This is a genomic window from Aurantibacter sp. (assembly GCF_039941195.1).
Taxonomy (GTDB): Bacteria; Bacteroidota; Bacteroidia; order Flavobacteriales; family Flavobacteriaceae; genus Aurantibacter_A.
The window spans coordinates 1-18524 of the sequence record NZ_JBDVFA010000060.1; the positions used below are offsets into that span (position 1 = coordinate 1).

The window sequence follows — 18524 nt, forward strand, 5'->3', positions numbered from 1 at the left end:
CACCCCATCATCCATTTCATTCCAAAACCTAATCCGCCTAAATCAATTGGTTTCGATACTCCAGTAAAATTGGTTGATTCTTCGGCAATTGTTTGTGTATCCGGATAATTCTCATAAACCGCTCTATTAAGTTCTTTTATAAACTCTATTGCTTCTAAATTCTCATTACCACCAAACTCATTAGCATCCCATTCACCTTCTTCTCTAGAATAATCTAAATATAGCATTGACGCAACAGCATCAACACGAAGTCCATCTGCATGAAATTTGTCGAGCCAAAAAAGTGCATTACTTATTAAAAATGATTTCACCTCATTTCGGCCATAATTGAAAATCAAACTTTTCCAGTCTGGATGATATCCTCTTTTTCTATCTGGATGCTCATACAAATGAGATCCATCAAAAAAACCAAGTCCATGAGCATCTTCAGGAAAATGAGAAGGCACCCAATCCAAAATAACACCTATATCATTTTGATGAAGCTTATCAACCAATAACATTAAACCCTCGGGCTCTCCAAAACGAGATGTCGGCGCGAAATATCCAGTAAGCTGATAGCCCCATGAAGGATCATAAGGATACTCCATAATAGGCATAAACTCGACATGAGTAAATTGCATTTCTTTTAAATATGCAACCAACTCATCCGATAGCTCTGTATATGTTAAGGAACGATTTTCCTCTAATTTACGTTTCCAGGAAGCTAAATGAACTTCATATACTGAATATGGCTTATCTAGAGCATTTTTATCTTTACGATAACCCATCCAAGCTTTGTCTTGCCATGTGTAATCAAAATCCCAAACCACCGATGCCGTTTTCGGTGGATGCTCACAGCTTAAGGCAAAAGGATCGGCTTTCTCTGTTTGAATGCCATAATTATTGCTATGAATCCTATATTTATATGTCTCACCCTTCTTTATTCCAGGAATAAAACCTTCCCAAATTCCAGAACCATCCCACCTAACATTTAATTTATGCTCTCCATCGGTCCAATAATTAAAATCTCCTATAACTGAAACTTGATTTGCAGAAGGAGCCCAAACTGCAAAATATGCTCCCTCTTTACCATCAACCGATATCAGATGTGAACCAAATTTTTCATACATCCTATAATGCTTCCCAGCTTTTATTAAATCTACATCAAAATCAGTTAAAAGACTGTGTACAATAACGTTGCTCATATTCGGTTTTCTAGGTAATTACTGTTTATAGTTTATTACAATAACATGCTCAATTCTCTATTAACTCAACTATTTATATCCAGCATTACTATTTAAGTGATTGGTTGAGTTATTTTCATTACTATAATTTATAACACAAAAACAAATACCATGGTTGGGCATTAAATATCGTATTTCTAATTCGTTTTATCATTATAACAAATGCATTTTTTAACACACAAATACATTTATCTGGCACTACAACGGTATCGTAATATGCACTGGACTATTCCTATCTTCTTATTAAAAAATAAAACACGAAGTAAGACTAACATTAATGTTTAATTGAAATATTGATTTTTTGAGTTGATATACTAATGGATGCTTAAGATAAGAAAACAATTGCTTGAAAATTAATAAATAGATTAATCAACTCACTTTTACCACAATTAAAAACAAGAAAAAACAGGATATCTTTCAGTCAACGAACAAAGCATACCGTTCGTCTGTAGGGCTATCTTGGCAATAGACAATAACCACATTTTCCACCACAGAAAAGGGTCATTTCACATCAAAAAAAGGTGCAATTCACAACAAATACCCAAAGTAAGGCTTACTTCAAACTAACTTTGAATCAGAATTAAAAAACCCAAATCATGTCAAATAAAATTAAAAGTTCATTATTCTTAAGTTGTTTTATCGCTGCTTTTACAATATATAATTTTAGCATTACCGAAGTAGATAATAATTTAAACAATGCCACTGAATTTGCTCATGCAGAACTTGAACAAGAGGTTCCAGCTTTCGAACTAGAAATAGCGGAAAACAAGTAATAACCTACTTTACCTACCCATACTTTAAACCCTACGAACTAACCTAAATCAATAAAAACTCAAATCATGTCAAACAAAATCAAAAGTTCGTTATTCTTAAGTTGTTTTATCGCTGTTTTTACAATATATAATTTTAGCATAAACGAAACTGAAAATCAATTTAGTGATTCATCTGAAATTGCTAAAGCCGATCTGGAACAAGTGACATTGATAGACAATTTACAACACGAAGTAAAAAAATAAACCCAAATAACAATACCTACTTAAAGAAGGGCTCAGATATTTATCTGAGCCCTTCTGTTTTTATACACTTAATTATTAGCTTAAAATCAACCCTAACAATGAACACCTAATTTTTAGTACTTAAGAATACTATTACACTCTAAACAACTATCTAAAGCTTCAAATTCACCCACACGTTTAGCATTGTAAGTTTCTATTGAGGAATTGATTTTTGTACATCATCTTTCATTTATTGTAAAACAAGCTTTTAAATCCTATATATGATGCTCTTCTACTTAGTAAAGAATCAAGGTTTAATTGAAACAAAAAAAAATCTTAGAGTTCTTTATATTGAATAAAACATAAAACACCAGCAAACAGCTTATCGCAAAAAGCAAACACTTCATCTAAAGGCCTATATAGCAACAGTTGGACACACTTTTTACCGACCACAAAATAGCACCATTTCACATCAAAAAAGGGCACTTTTCACAACAAATACACAAAGTAAGGCTTACTTCAATCTAACTTTGAATCAGAATTAAGAAACCCAAATCATGTCAAATAAAATTAAAAGTTCATTATTCTTAAGTTGTTTTATCGCTGCTTTCACAATATATAATTTTAGCATTACTGAAGGAGATAATAATTTAAACAAATCCTCTGAATTTGCTCATGCAGAACTTGAACAAGAGGCTCCAGCTTTCGAACTGGAAATCGCGAAAAACAAGTAACAACCTACTTAACCTACTTACACAAAATTACTTGCTAACTAACCTAAATCAATAAAAACTCAAATCATGTCAAACAAAATCAAAAGTTCGTTATTCTTAAGTTGTTTTATCGCTGTATTTACAATATATAATTTCAGCATAAACGAAACTGAAAATCAATTTAGTGATTCATCTGAAATTGCTGAAGCCGAACATGAACAAGTGACATTGATAGACAACCTACAATACGAAGTAAAAAAATAATCCCAAATAACAATACCTACTTAAAGAAGGGCTCAGATAAATTTCTGAGCCCTTCTTTTTTTCCACCGATCATCATAAACACACCTTTATTCTTTACATATTACAATCAATAATTTTCAAGAAACCAGTTGCGCGATTTCTTGCACTTACGCATATTAAAATCATCTAGCCTATAAGCACTATAAATATCTATTAATAATGGACTCTAGTATTTGAACTTCATATATGTTCAGCCATTCCATTGATAATCACGAACAACATTCATTAAACAACTTTAAAATCAAGTCTCATTTCATATAAATCTAATAAAAAATTCCTTAGTGCATAGTTAAACATAAAATACTAGTAAACAGCTTATCGTAAAAAGCAAACAGTTCATCTAAAGGCCCATATAGCAATAGATGAGCACCCTTTTTTTCCACCACAAAATAATACCCTTTCACATCAAAAAAGAGCACTTTTCACAACAAATACCCAAAGTAAGGCTTACTTCAATCTAACTTTGAATCAGAATTAAAAACCCAAATCATGTCAAACAAAATCAAAAGTTCATTATTCTTAAGTTGTTTTATAGCTGTTTTTACTATTTATAATTTCAGCATTACTGAAACGGAAAAAATTTATAGTGATTCATCTGAAATTGTAAAAGCTGAACTTGAACAAATAGCGACTATAGACAATTTAGATTTTGAAGAATCTAAATAATTATTTCGTAATTCTACCTACCAAAAACAATCAGATTTTACCCAAACTAAAAACCCCAAATCATGTCAAATAAAATCAAAAGTTCATTATACCTAAGTTGTTTTATAGCTGTTTTTACTATTTATAATTTCAGTATTACTGAAAACAATTCAAACGAAACGGCTGAAATTGCAATTGCAGAACTTAATCAAATGCCAACACCAAACTATCTTACTAACGAAGATTTAAAATAGACCAGAACAAAACCTACTTGATTAATGGACTCAGACAAACCTGAGTCCATTTTTTTATTAAACTAACTACCAACACTTTAACCCATATATTAAGCGTTTAAAATATTCTTTAACAGATAAACCTTAATTGTGGTAGTATTAACTTAATATAGCAGCACTTTTAAATATTATATAGTACTATTGCGGTAATCTTCAAATCTGATAATGATGAATACCACTTTCACCGCTAGGTTTAAGAATTATATAATAAACCCCATCATAAGTTATATTAACTACAAAGACAACCCGCTTAAAATAAGTGGTATTTTGTTTTTATTATTGATTTTACTATCAATTTCAACAACACAAGCACAATGCGGCTCCGAGCCCTTTCCGAACCAATGGACCATTCATGAATTGGAAAGCACAGAATTACCCTATAGATCAGTATATCTATTCGCTGATACGGATATTGATAGTGATGGCAAAAAAGACATTGTAACTGGTGGTTGGTGGTATAAAAACCCTGGTACAGCATCTGGAAATTGGATTCGTAAAACGATTGGAGGCACCTTTAAAAACATGGCCTATATCCATGATTTTGATGGTGATGGCGACCCTGATCTTTTAGGTACTACTGGTGCGTATAGAGGAGCAGATTTAGTTTGGGCACAAAATGATGGCGCTGGTAATTTTACAATTAGAACAAATATTCCTTCTGGTAATACCGATTATTGGGAGCCATTTTTAGCAGGTATAGCCGGTGCTAATTTTCAATCTGGCGGACCATTTCAAATGGCAATTAACTGGAACGGAGCCGAAAGCACAAATTCACCTGTACAAATTTTAACCGTACCTGCTGATCCTGTTAATAACACATGGTCACTTGTAGATTCAAATCCAGATTCTCTTGGTGAAGATATGCAGGCTGGTGACATTGATGACGATGGAGATATAGATTTATTTCAATCGAGTAATTGGTTACGAAATGAAGGCAATGGTTCATTCACCACCTTTGACACAGGATTGTCTTATGTGACTACACCTGATCGTGCACAATTATCAGATTTTGACGGTGATGGTGATTTGGATGCCGTTGTGGGACAATTAAGTATTGGTACCAGCAATGCTAATAGGTTTGAATTCTCTTGGTGGGAAGCTCCATCAAACCCCACCCAAACATGGGAAAGACATATTTTAGCAACCGATATCAACGGGAGTTTAAGTGTACATGCTGAAGATATTGACAAAGATGGTGATGATGATATTATTGTTGGTGAATGGCAGGGTGATAATAGATTAATTGCTTTTGAAAACGATTTATGTGATTCCGGCACTTTCATCAGACACGAATTAGATGCGGGAGGCACCGGCTTCGACCATCACGACAGCACTCGAGTTGTAGATATCGACGGTGACGGTGATTTTGATGTTATCTCAATAGGATGGGACAATATCGTTCCAAGAATATTCGAAAACACGTCAACTACATCTAACAATGAGGACCCCGTATCTAATGCCGGGAGTAATAAATCAATAACTTTACCAACAAACACGATTACTATTAATGGAACTGGAAACGATCCTGATGGCGGAAATATCACCTTTTCTTGGTCCCAAACAAGTGGTCCTTCTTCAGCAAATTTAACGAACGCATCAACAGCAAACTTAACTGCGAACAATTTAGTTGAAGGAACATATATCTTTCGATTAACCGTCACTGATGATGAAAACGACACTGATACAGATGAAATATCTGTATCAGTGAATCCTGAGCAAAATACCGATATTCCACTAGTAAATGCAGGAAGCAACCAAAATATTAAATTACCTACCAACACTATTACTTTAAGCGGTTCTGGAAGTGATCCTGATGGAGGCACAGTATCTTTCTTATGGTCACAAATTAGTGGACCAAATACGGCTTTACTTGACAATGCCAATACTACAGATTTAACGGCTAATAACTTAATCGAAGGAAGTTATGTTTTTCAACTGACTGCAACCGATGATGAAAGTGATTCAGCATCCGACAATGTTTCTGTAGTTGTGTCACCTCAAGAAAACACCGATATTCCAGTAGTAAATGCAGGAGGTGACCAAAATATAATGCTACCGAATAATAGTATTACCTTAAGTGGTACTGGCAGTGACCCAGATGGTGGCACGGTAACGTTCGCATGGACACAAATTAGTGGACCAAACACGGCTTTACTTGACAATGCGAATACAGCAGCTGTAACAGCTAGTAGCCTAATTGAAGGATCCTATGTATTTCAACTGACCGGAACAGATGATGAAAGTGATTCGACATCAGACGACGTTACGGTAGTTGTTACAGCTCAAGAAAATACGGACATACCGATAATAAATGCAGGAACTGATCAGGATATTACCCTGCCAACTAATTCAATTATTTTAAATGGTTCTGGAAGCGATCCGGATGGAGGCACAGTATCATTTCTATGGGAGCAAATTAGTGGACCAAACACCACTTTACTGACCAACTCGAATAGCGCAGATGTAAGTGTCAGCAGCTTAATCGAAGGCAGTTATATTTTCCGTTTAACAGGAACAGATGATGAAAGTGATTCGACATCAGACGAGGTCACTGTTGTTGTATCGCCGGAATCTAGTTCAGAATTTCCAATAGCAAATGCTGGGAGCGACCTAAATATAACCTTACCCAATAACACCATTACACTAAATGGATCTGGAAATGACCCTGATGGTGGTGCTATTACTTTTTTATGGACACAAACAAGTGGACCAAGTTCTGCGTTTTTAACCAACATAAACACTGCTGATTTAACTGTAAATGAATTAATTGTTGGAACGTATGTATTTAGATTAACAATCACAGATGATGAGGAAGATACGGCATTCGACGAAACATCTGTATTTGTTTCAGCAGCAAATGAAATAAACCAAGAACCGATAGCTGTGTTAGATACAGATATAATATCGGGTCCAAATCCATTGACGGTAAATTTTACAGGAAGTAATTCTACAGATGATGGGACAATAACTACTTATTCGTGGGATTTTGGGAATGGTGAAACCAGTCTGCTTGCTGACCCAAGCTACACCTATACAACCACAGGAACATTTGAAGTAAATTTAACCGTTACCGATTCGAATGGCCTTTCAAACACAACTTCAACCAACATTACTGTTACAGCTCCGGAAACTATCAATGAAGAATCTTCCATTGTTTTAGAAACAAACCCTGCTAAAGAAGGCACAGCACGTATTATTCTTCTAAACAAACCAAATGGAACAATTTTAACTTCACTATACCTACATGATTCAGCAGGACGTATTATAAAAACTTTTAATGCACAAACAGCTTCAACTGGGAACAATACTTATGAATTCTCTATTATAACGCTTAGAGATGGCTTATACTATATAAGCATGGACTTAAATAATGGCGAATATGAAGCACTAAGTTTGATGATTAAAAATTAAACCAACGCTATATTGAATTAATTTTAAAAAAATTCAATATCAACCAACAAACCATGTAAACCCTTTTACCTTAAAGGTTTACATGGTTTTTTTATCACTAATTATTTGGTTAAAAATTTGCCAAAATCAATATTTCCATTAAACCAAACTTCTCTTTCTCAGTCAAAGGTGTGTAATTAATAAAATTTTAAACAAATGAAAAAAGCAATAATAGTAATGATGTTATTGGTGGGCGTAACCACAATAGCACAAGAGAGAAAAGAGAGACCTAATAGAGGTGACATGAAAGATTTAACAGCTGAACAAATTGCAACTTTGCAAACTAAAAAAATGACTTTAGCCTTAGATCTTACTAGTAAACAGCAAACACAAATTCAAGCTATTAACCTTGAACAGGCTACAACTAGAAAAGCTAAAATGGCGGAACGAAAAGCTGCCAAAGAAGATGGTGAACGTAAAAAGCCAACTTCTGAAGAACGATATGCCATGCAAAACGAACGTTTAGATGCACAAATCGCTCTTAAATCTGAAATGAAAAGCATTCTTTCTGATGAGCAATATACTAAATGGGAAAAAATGAGACACCACAAGAAAAAAAGAGGTGGTAAAAAAGGCGAGAAAAACGCCAAAAGAAAATAGGTTGATAGTGAGAGTTGATTGATTGAAAAGGCCATCCGTTTAAGCGGATGGCTTTTTATTTATACTACAATGCATTAACCTTACAAATTCAAATTCTCTAAAGCTTGTATTGTAGCATCTAGATCTTCATACGAAAGTGCATCATTTAAAAAATAACTTTCAAATGCACTGGGCGGCAAGTAAATACCTTGCTTCAACATACCATGAAAATACTTTTTAAAAGTATCATTATTGCCCTTTGCTGAAGATGCAAAATCAACAACCGGTTCATCTGTAAAATGCACCGATATCATACTTCCGAATCTATTAATTTGATACGGAATTCCCTTCTTACTAAAAGCACGTTCTAAACCTTCATGCAAGTACGCCGTCTTTTTTACAAGGCTTTCAAAAACTTTTGGATTATTATTTAACGCTGTTAACATTGCTAAACCTGCACTCATAGCTAAAGGGTTTCCACTCAAAGTTCCGGCCTGGTATACAGGACCTTCTGGCGCTAAATGAGACATAATTTCGTTATTGGCTGCAAAAGCACCTACTGGCAGTCCTCCACCAATAACTTTACCAAAACACATAATATCTGCATCAATTCCTAAAGCTTCTTGAGCTCCACCTTTCCCTAATCGAAAGCCGGTCATTACCTCATCAAAAATCAATAGTATATCATTTTGAGTACAAAGCGCTCTTAATCCTTTTATAAATTCATCTGATGGAATAATACAACCCATATTACCAGCTACAGGCTCAATTATTATAGCCGCAATTTCATTAGAATTTGCCTTAACTAGTGTTTCTACACTTGCTAAATCATTATAATTAGCCAATAAAGTATCTTTGGCTGTACCCTGCGTTACTCCTGGACTATTAGGACTACCGAAAGTAACTGCGCCACTACCCGCCTGAATTAAAAAAGAATCCGAATGGCCATGATAACATCCAGCGAATTTAATTATCTTATCTTTTCCAGTGTATCCTCTTGCCAATCTTACAGCACTCATACACGCCTCTGTGCCACTATTAACAAATCTAATTTTATCAATATTAGGCACCATAGAAACTGCCAACTTTGCAAGTTCGGTTTCAATTTCAGTAGGCATCCCAAAGGAAGTCCCTTTTTTAGCTTTTTCAATTACCGCATTAATTACCGGTTCATATGCATGCCCTAGTATTAAAGGACCCCATGAAGCTATATAATCAATTAAACGATTTCCATCCTCATCATAGAGATAAGCACCCTTCGCTTCTTTTACAAATATTGGATCTCCACCTACCGCTTTGAATGCGCGAACAGGTGAATTTACGCCTCCAGGAATATACTTTTTAGCTTCTGAAAATAAAGCACTGCTCCGTTTATAGATCATTATAAAATATCTTGTTTTACCTTAAACTTGTGAAATTTATTTATAGACAAATGTTGATTTTGAAATTAATCAATCTCAACTATAATCTGTTGCCCGATTGCAAGATTCGAGCTATTCATTTTATTGAGACGCTTCAATTCCGCCACAGATATCGCGTATCTTCTGGAAATAGAATACAACGTATCGCCCTGCTGTACAGTATGAATATTATCCATACTATTAAGTCCGGTGGAAGCTACTACAACATCGCTTCTTACATCAGTATTTAAATCGTATTGATACAACTTATATTTTTCAATTAGCGATATCAATTTTTGTGGATATTTTCTATCCGTAGCATAACCAGCTTGACTTAATCCTTTTGCCCATTTTTTATAATCATAAGGTTTAAATTCAAACAAAAATGCGTATCGAGATCGAGAGGTTAAAAAATGACTGTGATCACGGTAGGAATACATTGGGTGATTATATTTTCGAAAACATTCCCCTTTTTCATCATCATCATGAAAATCATAATCGCCTTGCCAACCGGTGTGGCATTTTATTCCAAAATGGTTATTAGTTTTAGCAGCCAACTCCCCTTTTCCAAATCCACTTTCAAGCAAACCTTGCGCAAGTGTTATACTTGCAGGAATACCGAAAGCTTTCATTTCAAATTGAGCAATTTCAGAAAACTCATTGATATAATCTGAAATTGAATTTATTTCGAATTTTTGAAATCTACCAGAATCTTCCGGTAACGGATAAAGTCCATCGTCTTTGTCACTAGTATGTTTGCTTTTCTTATCTACAACCACTTTAGGACCGCGTTTATTAGCATCGGAATAGCTCACTTTCTGTTTCACTTTACAACTCGATACAGCTAACAAAATGACTCCCAACAAAAATATCTTCTTAATCATACAGTGATTAAAGGTTTGTTCTTTTTTTCTAAAATTAAATTCATACCAGCAATACCTTGCAGACCACCTGTATGAATAGCTAAAATTTGGGTTCCGGGTTTAAAATGGTCTTTTTCTATCTTATCTAAGATTCCATAAATCATCTTTCCCGTGTAAATTGGATCTAACAAAATACCAGTATTCAACTTAAAATCATTTAAGAATTGTACCAGTACATCATTCACCTTAGCATAACCACCAAAATGATAATCTGTAATTAAATCCCAATTTTTCTTCAGTACAAACTTACAAATATCTTCTTTTAAAAAATCACCCTTTAAAGCTGAAAAACCTAAAATAGTCTGTTTTTCACCACTGGAATTAATAAGTCCTGAGATTGTACCTCCTGTTCCTACTGGGCAACAAACAACATCAAAATTTAGTTCCTCTTGTCCTAAAATCTCCTCACAACCTTTTATTGCTAAATGATTAGTACCGCCCTCAGGTAATAAATAAAATCTTCCAAATTCATTTATTAAATCCTTTTTAAAGTCCTTATGACCTTTACCCCGATAAACACTTCTAGCAATAAACTTGAATTGCATTCCATGTTCATGAGCCAACTTTAATGTTGGATTTTTAAGAAAACTATTTCGTAATTCTTCCCCGCGAATTATGCCTATTGTTTTAAAACCATCTTCTTTTCCTGCACAAGCTGTAGCTGCTATATGATTTGAAAATGCGCCTCCAAATGTTAGTAAAGTTTTATAACCCTTTTCTTTAGCCTCAACCAAGTTATACTTCAACTTTCGATATTTATTACCCGATATAATGGGATGCAGCAAATCTTCTCGCTTTATAAAAAGTGAAATCTGCTTCTTTTCTAAAATTGATAGGTGTACTTCTTGAATTTTACGCAACGCTTCGGATATTAAATCCAAAGATATTTAATAAAGCTAAATGGTGAGCGCTGATTTATGTAGTCTAAATTATCTTCATGTAAATAAGCTTCCCGTTCAAAACTTAAATTTTGATAACCCTTATATCCGTCGAGATAGTATATTGACTTAATTACCCATTCCGTTAAGTAAACTATATAAAATGGTATTACTAACAGTTCTAGTTGCTGTTTAAGGTGAATTTTCTCATGATTAATTAAAGAAACATCACTTTTTAAAGCGTCATTCTTTAAAATAATGAAAGGCCAAAGTGATAGGCCTACATAATTTTTTCGGAAAAAATGTTTAAAAACTAATATCATATGCTGACTTTTAAACGCTTTTTAACAAAGATAATTGTTAAGAAACTCGTCATATCATAAAACCAAAAATCTTGCCAACTATTACAACAAGTCGATTTAACTATAGTTTTATGCTATTAAAAACAAATTTTCAAACGATAATACTACATCTATAGTAAAAAATCAAGTAATTTTATACTTCTATCAATATAAAATCAAGTTTAGTGAAGGAAATAATTCCAATTGAAGAAGGTGATTTTTATTGGTCTGAGGAAGGCTATCGAGTATTCACGAAGCAGTATCACTTAAAAAGAGGTTACTGTTGTGAAAGCGGGTGTAGACATTGCCCTTATGGTTATGACCCTAAAACAAATTCACAATAAAATAAGTTAAGAACACGAATACATAATGATTCGGCATAGTTTTTGAAGCGAATTCATATAGAACAAACTGAATCTAATTCTAAAAATATCTGCTATGAAAAAACTTAGAAATTTTGCGCTTCCCGTACTCACTTTAATGCTATTGGCATCTTGTACATCAGTGCGTGTGTTATCTGATTACGACAAAGAGGCCAACTTTAACACCTATAAATCGTATGCTTTTTATAAAACAGGAATCGACAAAGCTCATATTTCTGATTTAGACAAAAAGAGAATTTTAAGAGCTATTGAAGCTGAAATGGATACCAGAGGCTTCGAAAAATCTGACGACCCAGACATCCTAGTAAGCATCTTTACCAAAGAAACAGAACAAGTAGATATTTACAACAACTACTGGGGTGGTGGTTTTGGCTGGGGATGGAGCCCATTTTATTATGGTGGTTTTGGTCCAGGATGGGGTGGCAACAATGTTCGAAGCAGAACTGAAGGTTCGCTATATATTGATTTAATAGATGCAAAAAATAAAGAATTAGTATGGCAAGGTAAAGGAATTGGAAACCTTGGTAATACTGCTAAAATTGAAAAGAAAGAGGCTCGAATTAAAGAATTTGTAACCGAAATATTAGAAGCTTATCCACCTACACCCGAAGCGACTAAATAAGTCCCTAAAAACAAAAAAACCTAAAGCCTTCTATCAAAAGATAGGAGGCTTTTTTTGTAACTTTACAATAATGCCAACCTCAACATTATTGACGTTAGTATTATATTTCACTATTAAAAGCACCAAACTAACTAAACCAAAGTATGAAATTCGCATTTCTGACAATCTCCCTTATTTTCTCGCTCCAAACAAGTTTTGCTCAAAAGGAATTCGAGCGTAATTATGACGAAAGTAAAGTGCCAAATTTTGATATCCCTGATCCCTTAACTTCTTTTGATGGACAAATTATAAAAACTGCCGAAGACTGGTCTCAAAAGCGAAGACCGGAACTTTTATCATTTTTCGAAGAAAACGTTTACGGCAAAATGCCCAGTACAATTGATGATTTATCTTTTAAAATTGTGGAAGAGGGTGATAACGCCATAAATAATAAAGCAACCCGCAAACAAGTAAAAATCACCATTAGAAAAAATAACCAATCTTTAAGTTATACCGTTTTAATTTATCTACCTAAAGACAAATCTAATGCTCCGATTTTTCTTAGCACCAATTTCAGAGGAAATCATACTATAAATGCAGACCCGAATATTATATTAACAGATGCTTGGGTTCCAAACACCAAAGAGCTTGGTATTACAGACCATAAAGCCAAAGAATCGTCGCGCGGAACACGAACCAATCGTTGGCCTGTTGAAAAAATTATAGATGGGGGTTTTGGCCTAGCAACCGTTTACTATGGAGAAGTTGACCCTGATAAAGATGATTTTTCTGATGGATTACATGCTTTATTTTATGCGGAGGACCAGCAGAATCCAAAACCTAATGAATGGGGTAGTATTACTGCTTGGGCATTTGCCCTTAGTAAAACCCTAGATTATTTTGAAACAGACCCAGCCATAAACGCAAACAAAACAATAGTATTTGGACATTCCAGATTGGGGAAAACATCACTTTGGGCCGGAGCAACCGATGAAAGATTTGCTGGTGTTATTTCTAACGATTCTGGTTGTGGTGGAGCTGCACTATCGAAACGAAAATTTGGTGAAACTATAGCAATTATAAGCAATTCTTTTCCACATTGGTTCAGCGATAGTTTCAATCAATATATTGAAAATGAATCGGCTCTACCCGTAGATCAACACCAATTACTAGCCCTTATTGCTCCTAGACCATTATATGTTGCTAGTGCACAAGAAGATGAATGGGCTGACCCCAAAGGTGAATTTCTTTCAGCGCATTACGCTTCTACAGTCTATAATTTATATGGTATTGATGGCATTAATACCAATAAAATGCCAAAAGTTAATCAACCAATACAAAATACAGTTGCTTATCATATTAGAACAGGCAAACATGACGTCACAGATTTCGATTGGGAGAATTATATTAAATGGGCTAAGAAATATATTAAGTAAAAATTTTAATCCTTCAGCAATAATACAGGCAAATCAGAATCCACAGGCTCACCTAAATATTCCAACTTCCACTCCATTGAATTCGTTAAGATGTAAAACTTTTGGAGTTCGCTTAACAACCTATTCTGAGCATTACTTTTTAACGATGAAGCCTCTACTTTTTTTAGCAAAGAATTATTCACGTTCTTTTTTATACGATTATAATCACGCTCATCAAAAGGATTAAAATAATCAGCAGTAACATCGTAATATTCAAAATCCGGATTAATTTTAACCTCTGCTTCAGGAATACTTTTTATACGTAAAGTTTTATTGGTCTCATCTATTTCAAAGTCAATTTTAGATAAATCGTAAGCTACCGTTACCTCAGAATTAACAACTACCAATGCTTTTTTATTTGCTGATATTAAAGCGCCAAAGAGTAATTGCGAATCTTTATAATTGTAGACTTCTGCAAAATGACCTTCAGATACTACCAACTTAGAAACGTTTTCAATCTGTTTTTGAATTAACATCGAATTTTCTTTAAGTATCGTTTTTTCTTCTTTAGAATCCGAACACGACCTAAAAACAAACACAGCTAGTAATGCAATTACAATACCAAGTACTATTTTTTTCATAACAACCGATAGGTTTAAGCTCCTGAATTAAACGTCGTAATATCTAATTTAAAAAAGCATAAAAGAATATGTTTCTTGAAGATACGTAATTTTCTTTTCGAGCGTCTTTTGGAATTTTTTATGTTGTTCTGAATTAGGGTTAAATGGTCGATGCTTCAGATCTCTTTGCACTGCTTCAACTTTATCCATTATTGGATATTCAGTATCAGAAATCCAAGTGTTTTTAAACCGTTCCCAAATATAGTCCACCGCCAATTCGTTAGGATGAATCATATCTGTTTTGTAAAAACGATAATCCCGTAATTCATCCATCATTATTTCATATGAAGGAAAATATGAGACATTATCCTGATGAATTACCTGATGTATTGCGGCTATTAAATGAGCCTTACTTCTTTGATTTTCCACAAAACCATCTTTTAAATGACGAACAGGCGAAACCGTAAAAATTACTTGAACATCTTTGTTAATAGTTTGAATTTTACGAATACAACTATTAATGCAATTTGAAACTATTTCTGTACTTAGTATTTCTTTTTCAAATGTCTTTTGAGGTAATTTGTGACAATTTGAAACTATTTTATCAATTTCTGCTTTTCGATAAACCCAAGAAGTCCCAAGTGTAATAACAATGTGCGAGGCCTTTTTAATTTGATTACTTGTAGCTTCTAAACCCGCATTTAATTTCTGAAGCAATTGTTCTTTAGTTACGTCACTTAAGTCTGAATGTGCATCAAAACAATGCCAACGTTCGTTATAAAAAAAGATATCCTTTTCCGAATAAACCAATTTATTTATCGCCCGTTCTATTAAATTTTCAATCGCCAATGGGTGAAAAAATATGCCAAATGGATTCTGGGAAGATTGAAATTTAAAATGTTCAAATTTACCACCAATAAGTTCTGAAAAACAAGAACCTAAAAAGAACAAATGACTATTATAATCAATTTGATTTAGTTCTTTATTTAAATGAATTTTAGTTTGTAATTTCATGATTATTTCTCTTGAAATTTAAACTTAACCAGTCCGAATTTTACAACAAATAATTTTTAGCACTATCCAAAGCCTCATCAATTCCTGCTGGATTCTTTCCACCTGCAGTTGCAAAGAATGGTTGCCCACCTCCACCACCTTGAATAAACTTACCTAATTCCCGAACAATAGTACCTGCATGTAGTTCTTTTTCATCGACCAATTCTTTTGAGATGTAACAAGAAAGTAATGCTTTTCCATTCTGCTCTGTTCCAAACAATAAGAATAAATCATCCTGATTATTTCCCATTTCAAAACATAAGTCTTTAATACCCGCAGCATCTAAATCTATTTTCTTCGCTAAAAATCGAACTCCATTTATTTCTTCAAGCTCATTAGCTAAATCTCCTTTGAGATTCTTAGCTTTCGCTTTTAGCAACTGTTCAACTTCTTTTTTTAGTTTTGCATTTTCTTCTTGCAAACTAGCTACTGATTTTACTATATCTTGAGTATTATTCAATAAATCTTTTATCTTAAAAAGTGTTCTATTATTCTCAAAATAAAAGTCTTTTACTGCATCATAAGTAATGGCTTCAATTCTTCTGATTCCTGCAGCTACCGCACCTTCCGATCTAATTTTAAAATGCCAAATATCACCAGTATTCTTAACATGTGTACCACCGCAAAGTTCTATGGATTGACCAAAACGAACTGTTCTAACAGCGTCACCGTATTTCTCTCCAAACAATGCCATAGCACCTGCCGCCATAGCCTCATCTATAGGAACATTTCTATTTTCCTCAAAAGGTAAATGACCATCAATACGTGCATTTACAAAATTCTCTACTGCTCTTAATTCTTCGGTCGTTAATTTTGAAAAGTGAGAGAAATCAAATCGTAAATATTTTGAATGTACTGCAGACCCCTTTTGTTCCACATGCGAACCTAAAACTTCACGTAGTGCCTGATGCAATAAATGTGTAGCACTATGATTAGCTTCAGTTCTATGCCGTTGTTTTTCATCGACAACAGCAGTAAAAGTTTCGTCTAATTTCTTTGGAAGGTTTTTAACAAAATGGATAATCTCATTATTCTCTTTTTTGGTATCAACAATATAAACCACATCTCCATTAGGCACTTCCAAATATCCTTTGTCACCTACCTGACCACCACCTTCAGCATAAAATGGGGTTAAATTAAAAACGAGTTGATATAGAACTCCATCTTTCTTAGAAGTGATTTTTCTATACTTCACTAATTTTACCCGAGCATTCAAAACATCATATCCAACAAACTCTTGCTCTGCATCATCTAGAAGAACCGTCCAATCTTCTTTGGATATTTCAGAAGCCTTTCTCGAACGATTTTTTTGTTCCTGCATGGCAACTTCAAATCCTTTCTCATCTAAAGTATATCCCTTTTCACTTAATATTAGTGCTGTTAAATCTATAGGAAAACCATAAGTATCATATAATTCAAAAGCTTTTCTACCTGCTATTTCTTTCCCATTTGCTTGTGCAATTACCGAATTCAACAAAACTAAGCCTTGGTCTAACGTATTTAAAAAAGAATTTTCTTCTTCTTTTACAACATTCTCAATGAGTTGTTGCTGCTCCTTTAATTCGGTGAAATTCTCACCCATTGCCTCTACCAATACTTTTGTTAATCGATAAATAAATGGCTCTTTTGTATTTAAAAATGTAAAACCATACCGAATTGCTCTTCGTAATATTCTTCTTATTACATATCCAGCACCAGTATTACTAGGTAATTGCCCATCTGCGATAGAAAAAGCGACTGCTCTAATATGATCCGCTATTACGCGTATAGCAATATCGATTTCTTCAGAACTACCATATTTAGAATGTGTAATTGCCTCTATTTCACGAATAATTGGCTTAAAAACATCAGTATCATAATTAGATTTCACATTTTGCATAACCATGCACAAACGTTCGAATCCCATTCCGGTATCTACGTGTTTTGCAGGTAGATTTTCTAAACTTCCATCTGCTTTACGATTGTATTGCATGAAAACCAAATTCCATATCTCTACTACAAGTGGGTGATCTTGATTTACTAAAGAAGCTCCTGAAACTTTCTTTTTCTCAGCTGCAGAGCGTATATCTACATGAATTTCTGAGCAAGGTCCACACGGCCCTTGATCACCCATTTCCCAGAAATTATCCTTTTTATTCCCTAAAATAATCCGATCCTTTGGCACAATAGCATTCCAAAGTGCATAAGCCTCTTGGTCTTTTTCTAAATTATCAGCATCACTACTCCCTTCAAAAACAGACACATAAAGACTGTCTTTATCAATCTTGCAAACTTCAGTTAAAAATTCCCATGCCCACTGTATGGCTTCTTCCTTAAAATAATCACCAAAACTCCAATTCCCGAGCATTTCAAACATGGTGTGATGGTAAGTATCTTTACCAACCTCTTCTAAATCATTGTGCTTTCCGCTTACTCTTAAACATTTTTGAGTATCTGTTATCCGAGAATTCTTTGAAACAGTGTTTCCAAGGAAATATTCTTTAAACTGATTCATTCCCGCATTCGTAAACATAAGCGTAGGGTCATCTTTAATAACCATTGGGGCAGAGGCTACAATCTTATGCGATTTACCCTTAAAGAAATTTAAAAAATTTGATCGTATATCTTTGGAAGTCATAGAAACTGCTAACGTTTTGCAAATTTTAACAATTTGTACAAAACAATTTTTATATTTGTTTGTTCTGTAAAAAAACAGTGGCGCAAAAATAG

19 protein-coding genes are annotated in these 18524 nt (G+C 34.0%); 11 read left to right on the top strand and 8 right to left on the bottom strand.

What is annotated here, in order from left to right:
• Positions 1–1184 (bottom strand): 1,4-alpha-glucan branching protein GlgB (gene glgB / locus ABJF52_RS09500; protein WP_348149421.1); only part of this gene is annotated, 1184 nt, incomplete at its 3' end.
• 635 nt (positions 1185–1819) lie between these two features.
• Here glgB and ABJF52_RS09505 point away from each other — a divergent pair.
• The 8 genes from ABJF52_RS09505 (at position 1820) to ABJF52_RS09540 (ending at position 8222) form a co-directional block, all read left to right on the top strand.
• A complete protein-coding gene (locus ABJF52_RS09505; RefSeq protein WP_348149422.1) occupies positions 1820–1996 on the top strand; it encodes a hypothetical protein in 177 nt (58 codons plus the stop codon).
• Between the two features lie 66 nt (positions 1997–2062).
• A complete protein-coding gene (locus ABJF52_RS09510) occupies positions 2063–2239 on the top strand; it encodes a hypothetical protein (RefSeq protein WP_348149424.1) in 177 nt (58 codons plus the stop codon).
• A gap of 536 nt (positions 2240–2775) precedes the next feature.
• Positions 2776–2952 (top strand): hypothetical protein, encoded by a 177-nt coding sequence (locus ABJF52_RS09515; RefSeq protein ID WP_348149425.1) that lies wholly within the window; start codon positions 2776–2778, stop codon positions 2950–2952.
• Between the two features lie 66 nt (positions 2953–3018).
• Entirely contained in the window at positions 3019–3195 is a 177-nt protein-coding gene (locus ABJF52_RS09520; RefSeq protein WP_348149427.1) for a hypothetical protein, read from the top strand.
• A 528-nt stretch (positions 3196–3723) separates the two neighbouring features.
• Positions 3724–3900, top strand: a complete 177-nt coding sequence (locus ABJF52_RS09525; RefSeq protein WP_348149429.1) for a hypothetical protein — start codon at positions 3724–3726, stop codon at positions 3898–3900.
• 62 nt (positions 3901–3962) lie between these two features.
• Positions 3963–4133: a hypothetical protein gene (locus tag ABJF52_RS09530; RefSeq protein ID WP_348149430.1), complete on the top strand. Its 171-nt coding sequence runs from the start codon at positions 3963–3965 to the stop codon at positions 4131–4133.
• A gap of 207 nt (positions 4134–4340) precedes the next feature.
• Positions 4341–7583, top strand: a complete 3243-nt coding sequence (locus ABJF52_RS09535; RefSeq protein WP_348149432.1) for a PKD domain-containing protein — start codon at positions 4341–4343, stop codon at positions 7581–7583.
• A 195-nt stretch (positions 7584–7778) separates the two neighbouring features.
• A complete protein-coding gene (locus ABJF52_RS09540) occupies positions 7779–8222 on the top strand; it encodes a hypothetical protein (RefSeq protein ID WP_348149434.1) in 444 nt (147 codons plus the stop codon).
• A gap of 80 nt (positions 8223–8302) precedes the next feature.
• Here the strand turns inward: ABJF52_RS09540 and hemL are convergent, their stop codons facing one another.
• The 4 genes from hemL to ABJF52_RS09560 form a co-directional block, all read right to left on the bottom strand.
• Positions 8303–9583, bottom strand: coding sequence for a glutamate-1-semialdehyde 2,1-aminomutase (gene hemL / locus ABJF52_RS09545; protein WP_348149436.1), 1281 nt, complete (start codon positions 9581–9583; stop codon positions 8303–8305).
• 65 nt (positions 9584–9648) lie between these two features.
• The gene (locus ABJF52_RS09550) at positions 9649–10485 is read right to left on the bottom strand and encodes a glucosaminidase domain-containing protein (protein ID WP_348149438.1); all 837 of its coding nucleotides are present in this window, start codon (positions 10483–10485) and stop codon (positions 9649–9651) included.
• On the bottom strand, positions 10482–11396 hold the full coding sequence (locus ABJF52_RS09555; protein WP_348149627.1) for a pyridoxal-phosphate dependent enzyme: 915 nt from the start codon (positions 11394–11396) through the stop codon (positions 10482–10484). Before ABJF52_RS09555 ends, ABJF52_RS09550 begins: the two co-directional genes overlap by 4 nt.
• Positions 11396–11725, bottom strand: coding sequence for a hypothetical protein (locus ABJF52_RS09560; protein WP_348149440.1), 330 nt, complete (start codon positions 11723–11725; stop codon positions 11396–11398). The genes ABJF52_RS09555 and ABJF52_RS09560 overlap by 1 nt, the downstream gene beginning before the upstream one ends.
• Before the next feature lie 203 nt (positions 11726–11928).
• Between ABJF52_RS09560 and ABJF52_RS09565 the strand changes: the two genes are divergently transcribed.
• From ABJF52_RS09565 to ABJF52_RS09575, 3 genes are all read left to right on the top strand, one after another.
• Positions 11929–12087, top strand: a complete 159-nt coding sequence (locus ABJF52_RS09565; protein WP_348149442.1) for a DUF5522 domain-containing protein — start codon at positions 11929–11931, stop codon at positions 12085–12087.
• A 94-nt stretch (positions 12088–12181) separates the two neighbouring features.
• On the top strand, positions 12182–12748 hold the full coding sequence (locus tag ABJF52_RS09570) for a DUF4136 domain-containing protein (RefSeq protein ID WP_348149444.1): 567 nt from the start codon (positions 12182–12184) through the stop codon (positions 12746–12748).
• A gap of 143 nt (positions 12749–12891) precedes the next feature.
• The gene (locus ABJF52_RS09575; RefSeq protein ID WP_348149446.1) at positions 12892–14163 is read left to right on the top strand and encodes an acetylxylan esterase; all 1272 of its coding nucleotides are present in this window, start codon (positions 12892–12894) and stop codon (positions 14161–14163) included.
• A gap of 5 nt (positions 14164–14168) precedes the next feature.
• Here the strand turns inward: ABJF52_RS09575 and ABJF52_RS09580 are convergent, their stop codons facing one another.
• Genes ABJF52_RS09580 through alaS form a run of 3 tightly spaced genes read right to left on the bottom strand, consistent with a single transcriptional unit; the run spans position 14169 to position 18432 of the window.
• On the bottom strand, positions 14169–14783 hold the full coding sequence (locus ABJF52_RS09580) for a DUF4230 domain-containing protein (protein ID WP_348149448.1): 615 nt from the start codon (positions 14781–14783) through the stop codon (positions 14169–14171).
• 48 nt (positions 14784–14831) lie between these two features.
• Complete coding sequence (locus ABJF52_RS09585; RefSeq protein WP_348149450.1) at positions 14832–15776, bottom strand: GSCFA domain-containing protein; 945 nt, start codon at positions 15774–15776, stop codon at positions 14832–14834.
• Positions 15777–15816: 40 nt separating this feature from the next.
• Complete coding sequence (gene alaS, locus ABJF52_RS09590) at positions 15817–18432, bottom strand: alanine--tRNA ligase (RefSeq protein ID WP_348149452.1); 2616 nt, start codon at positions 18430–18432, stop codon at positions 15817–15819.
• Between the last annotated feature and the right edge of the window lie 92 nt (positions 18433–18524).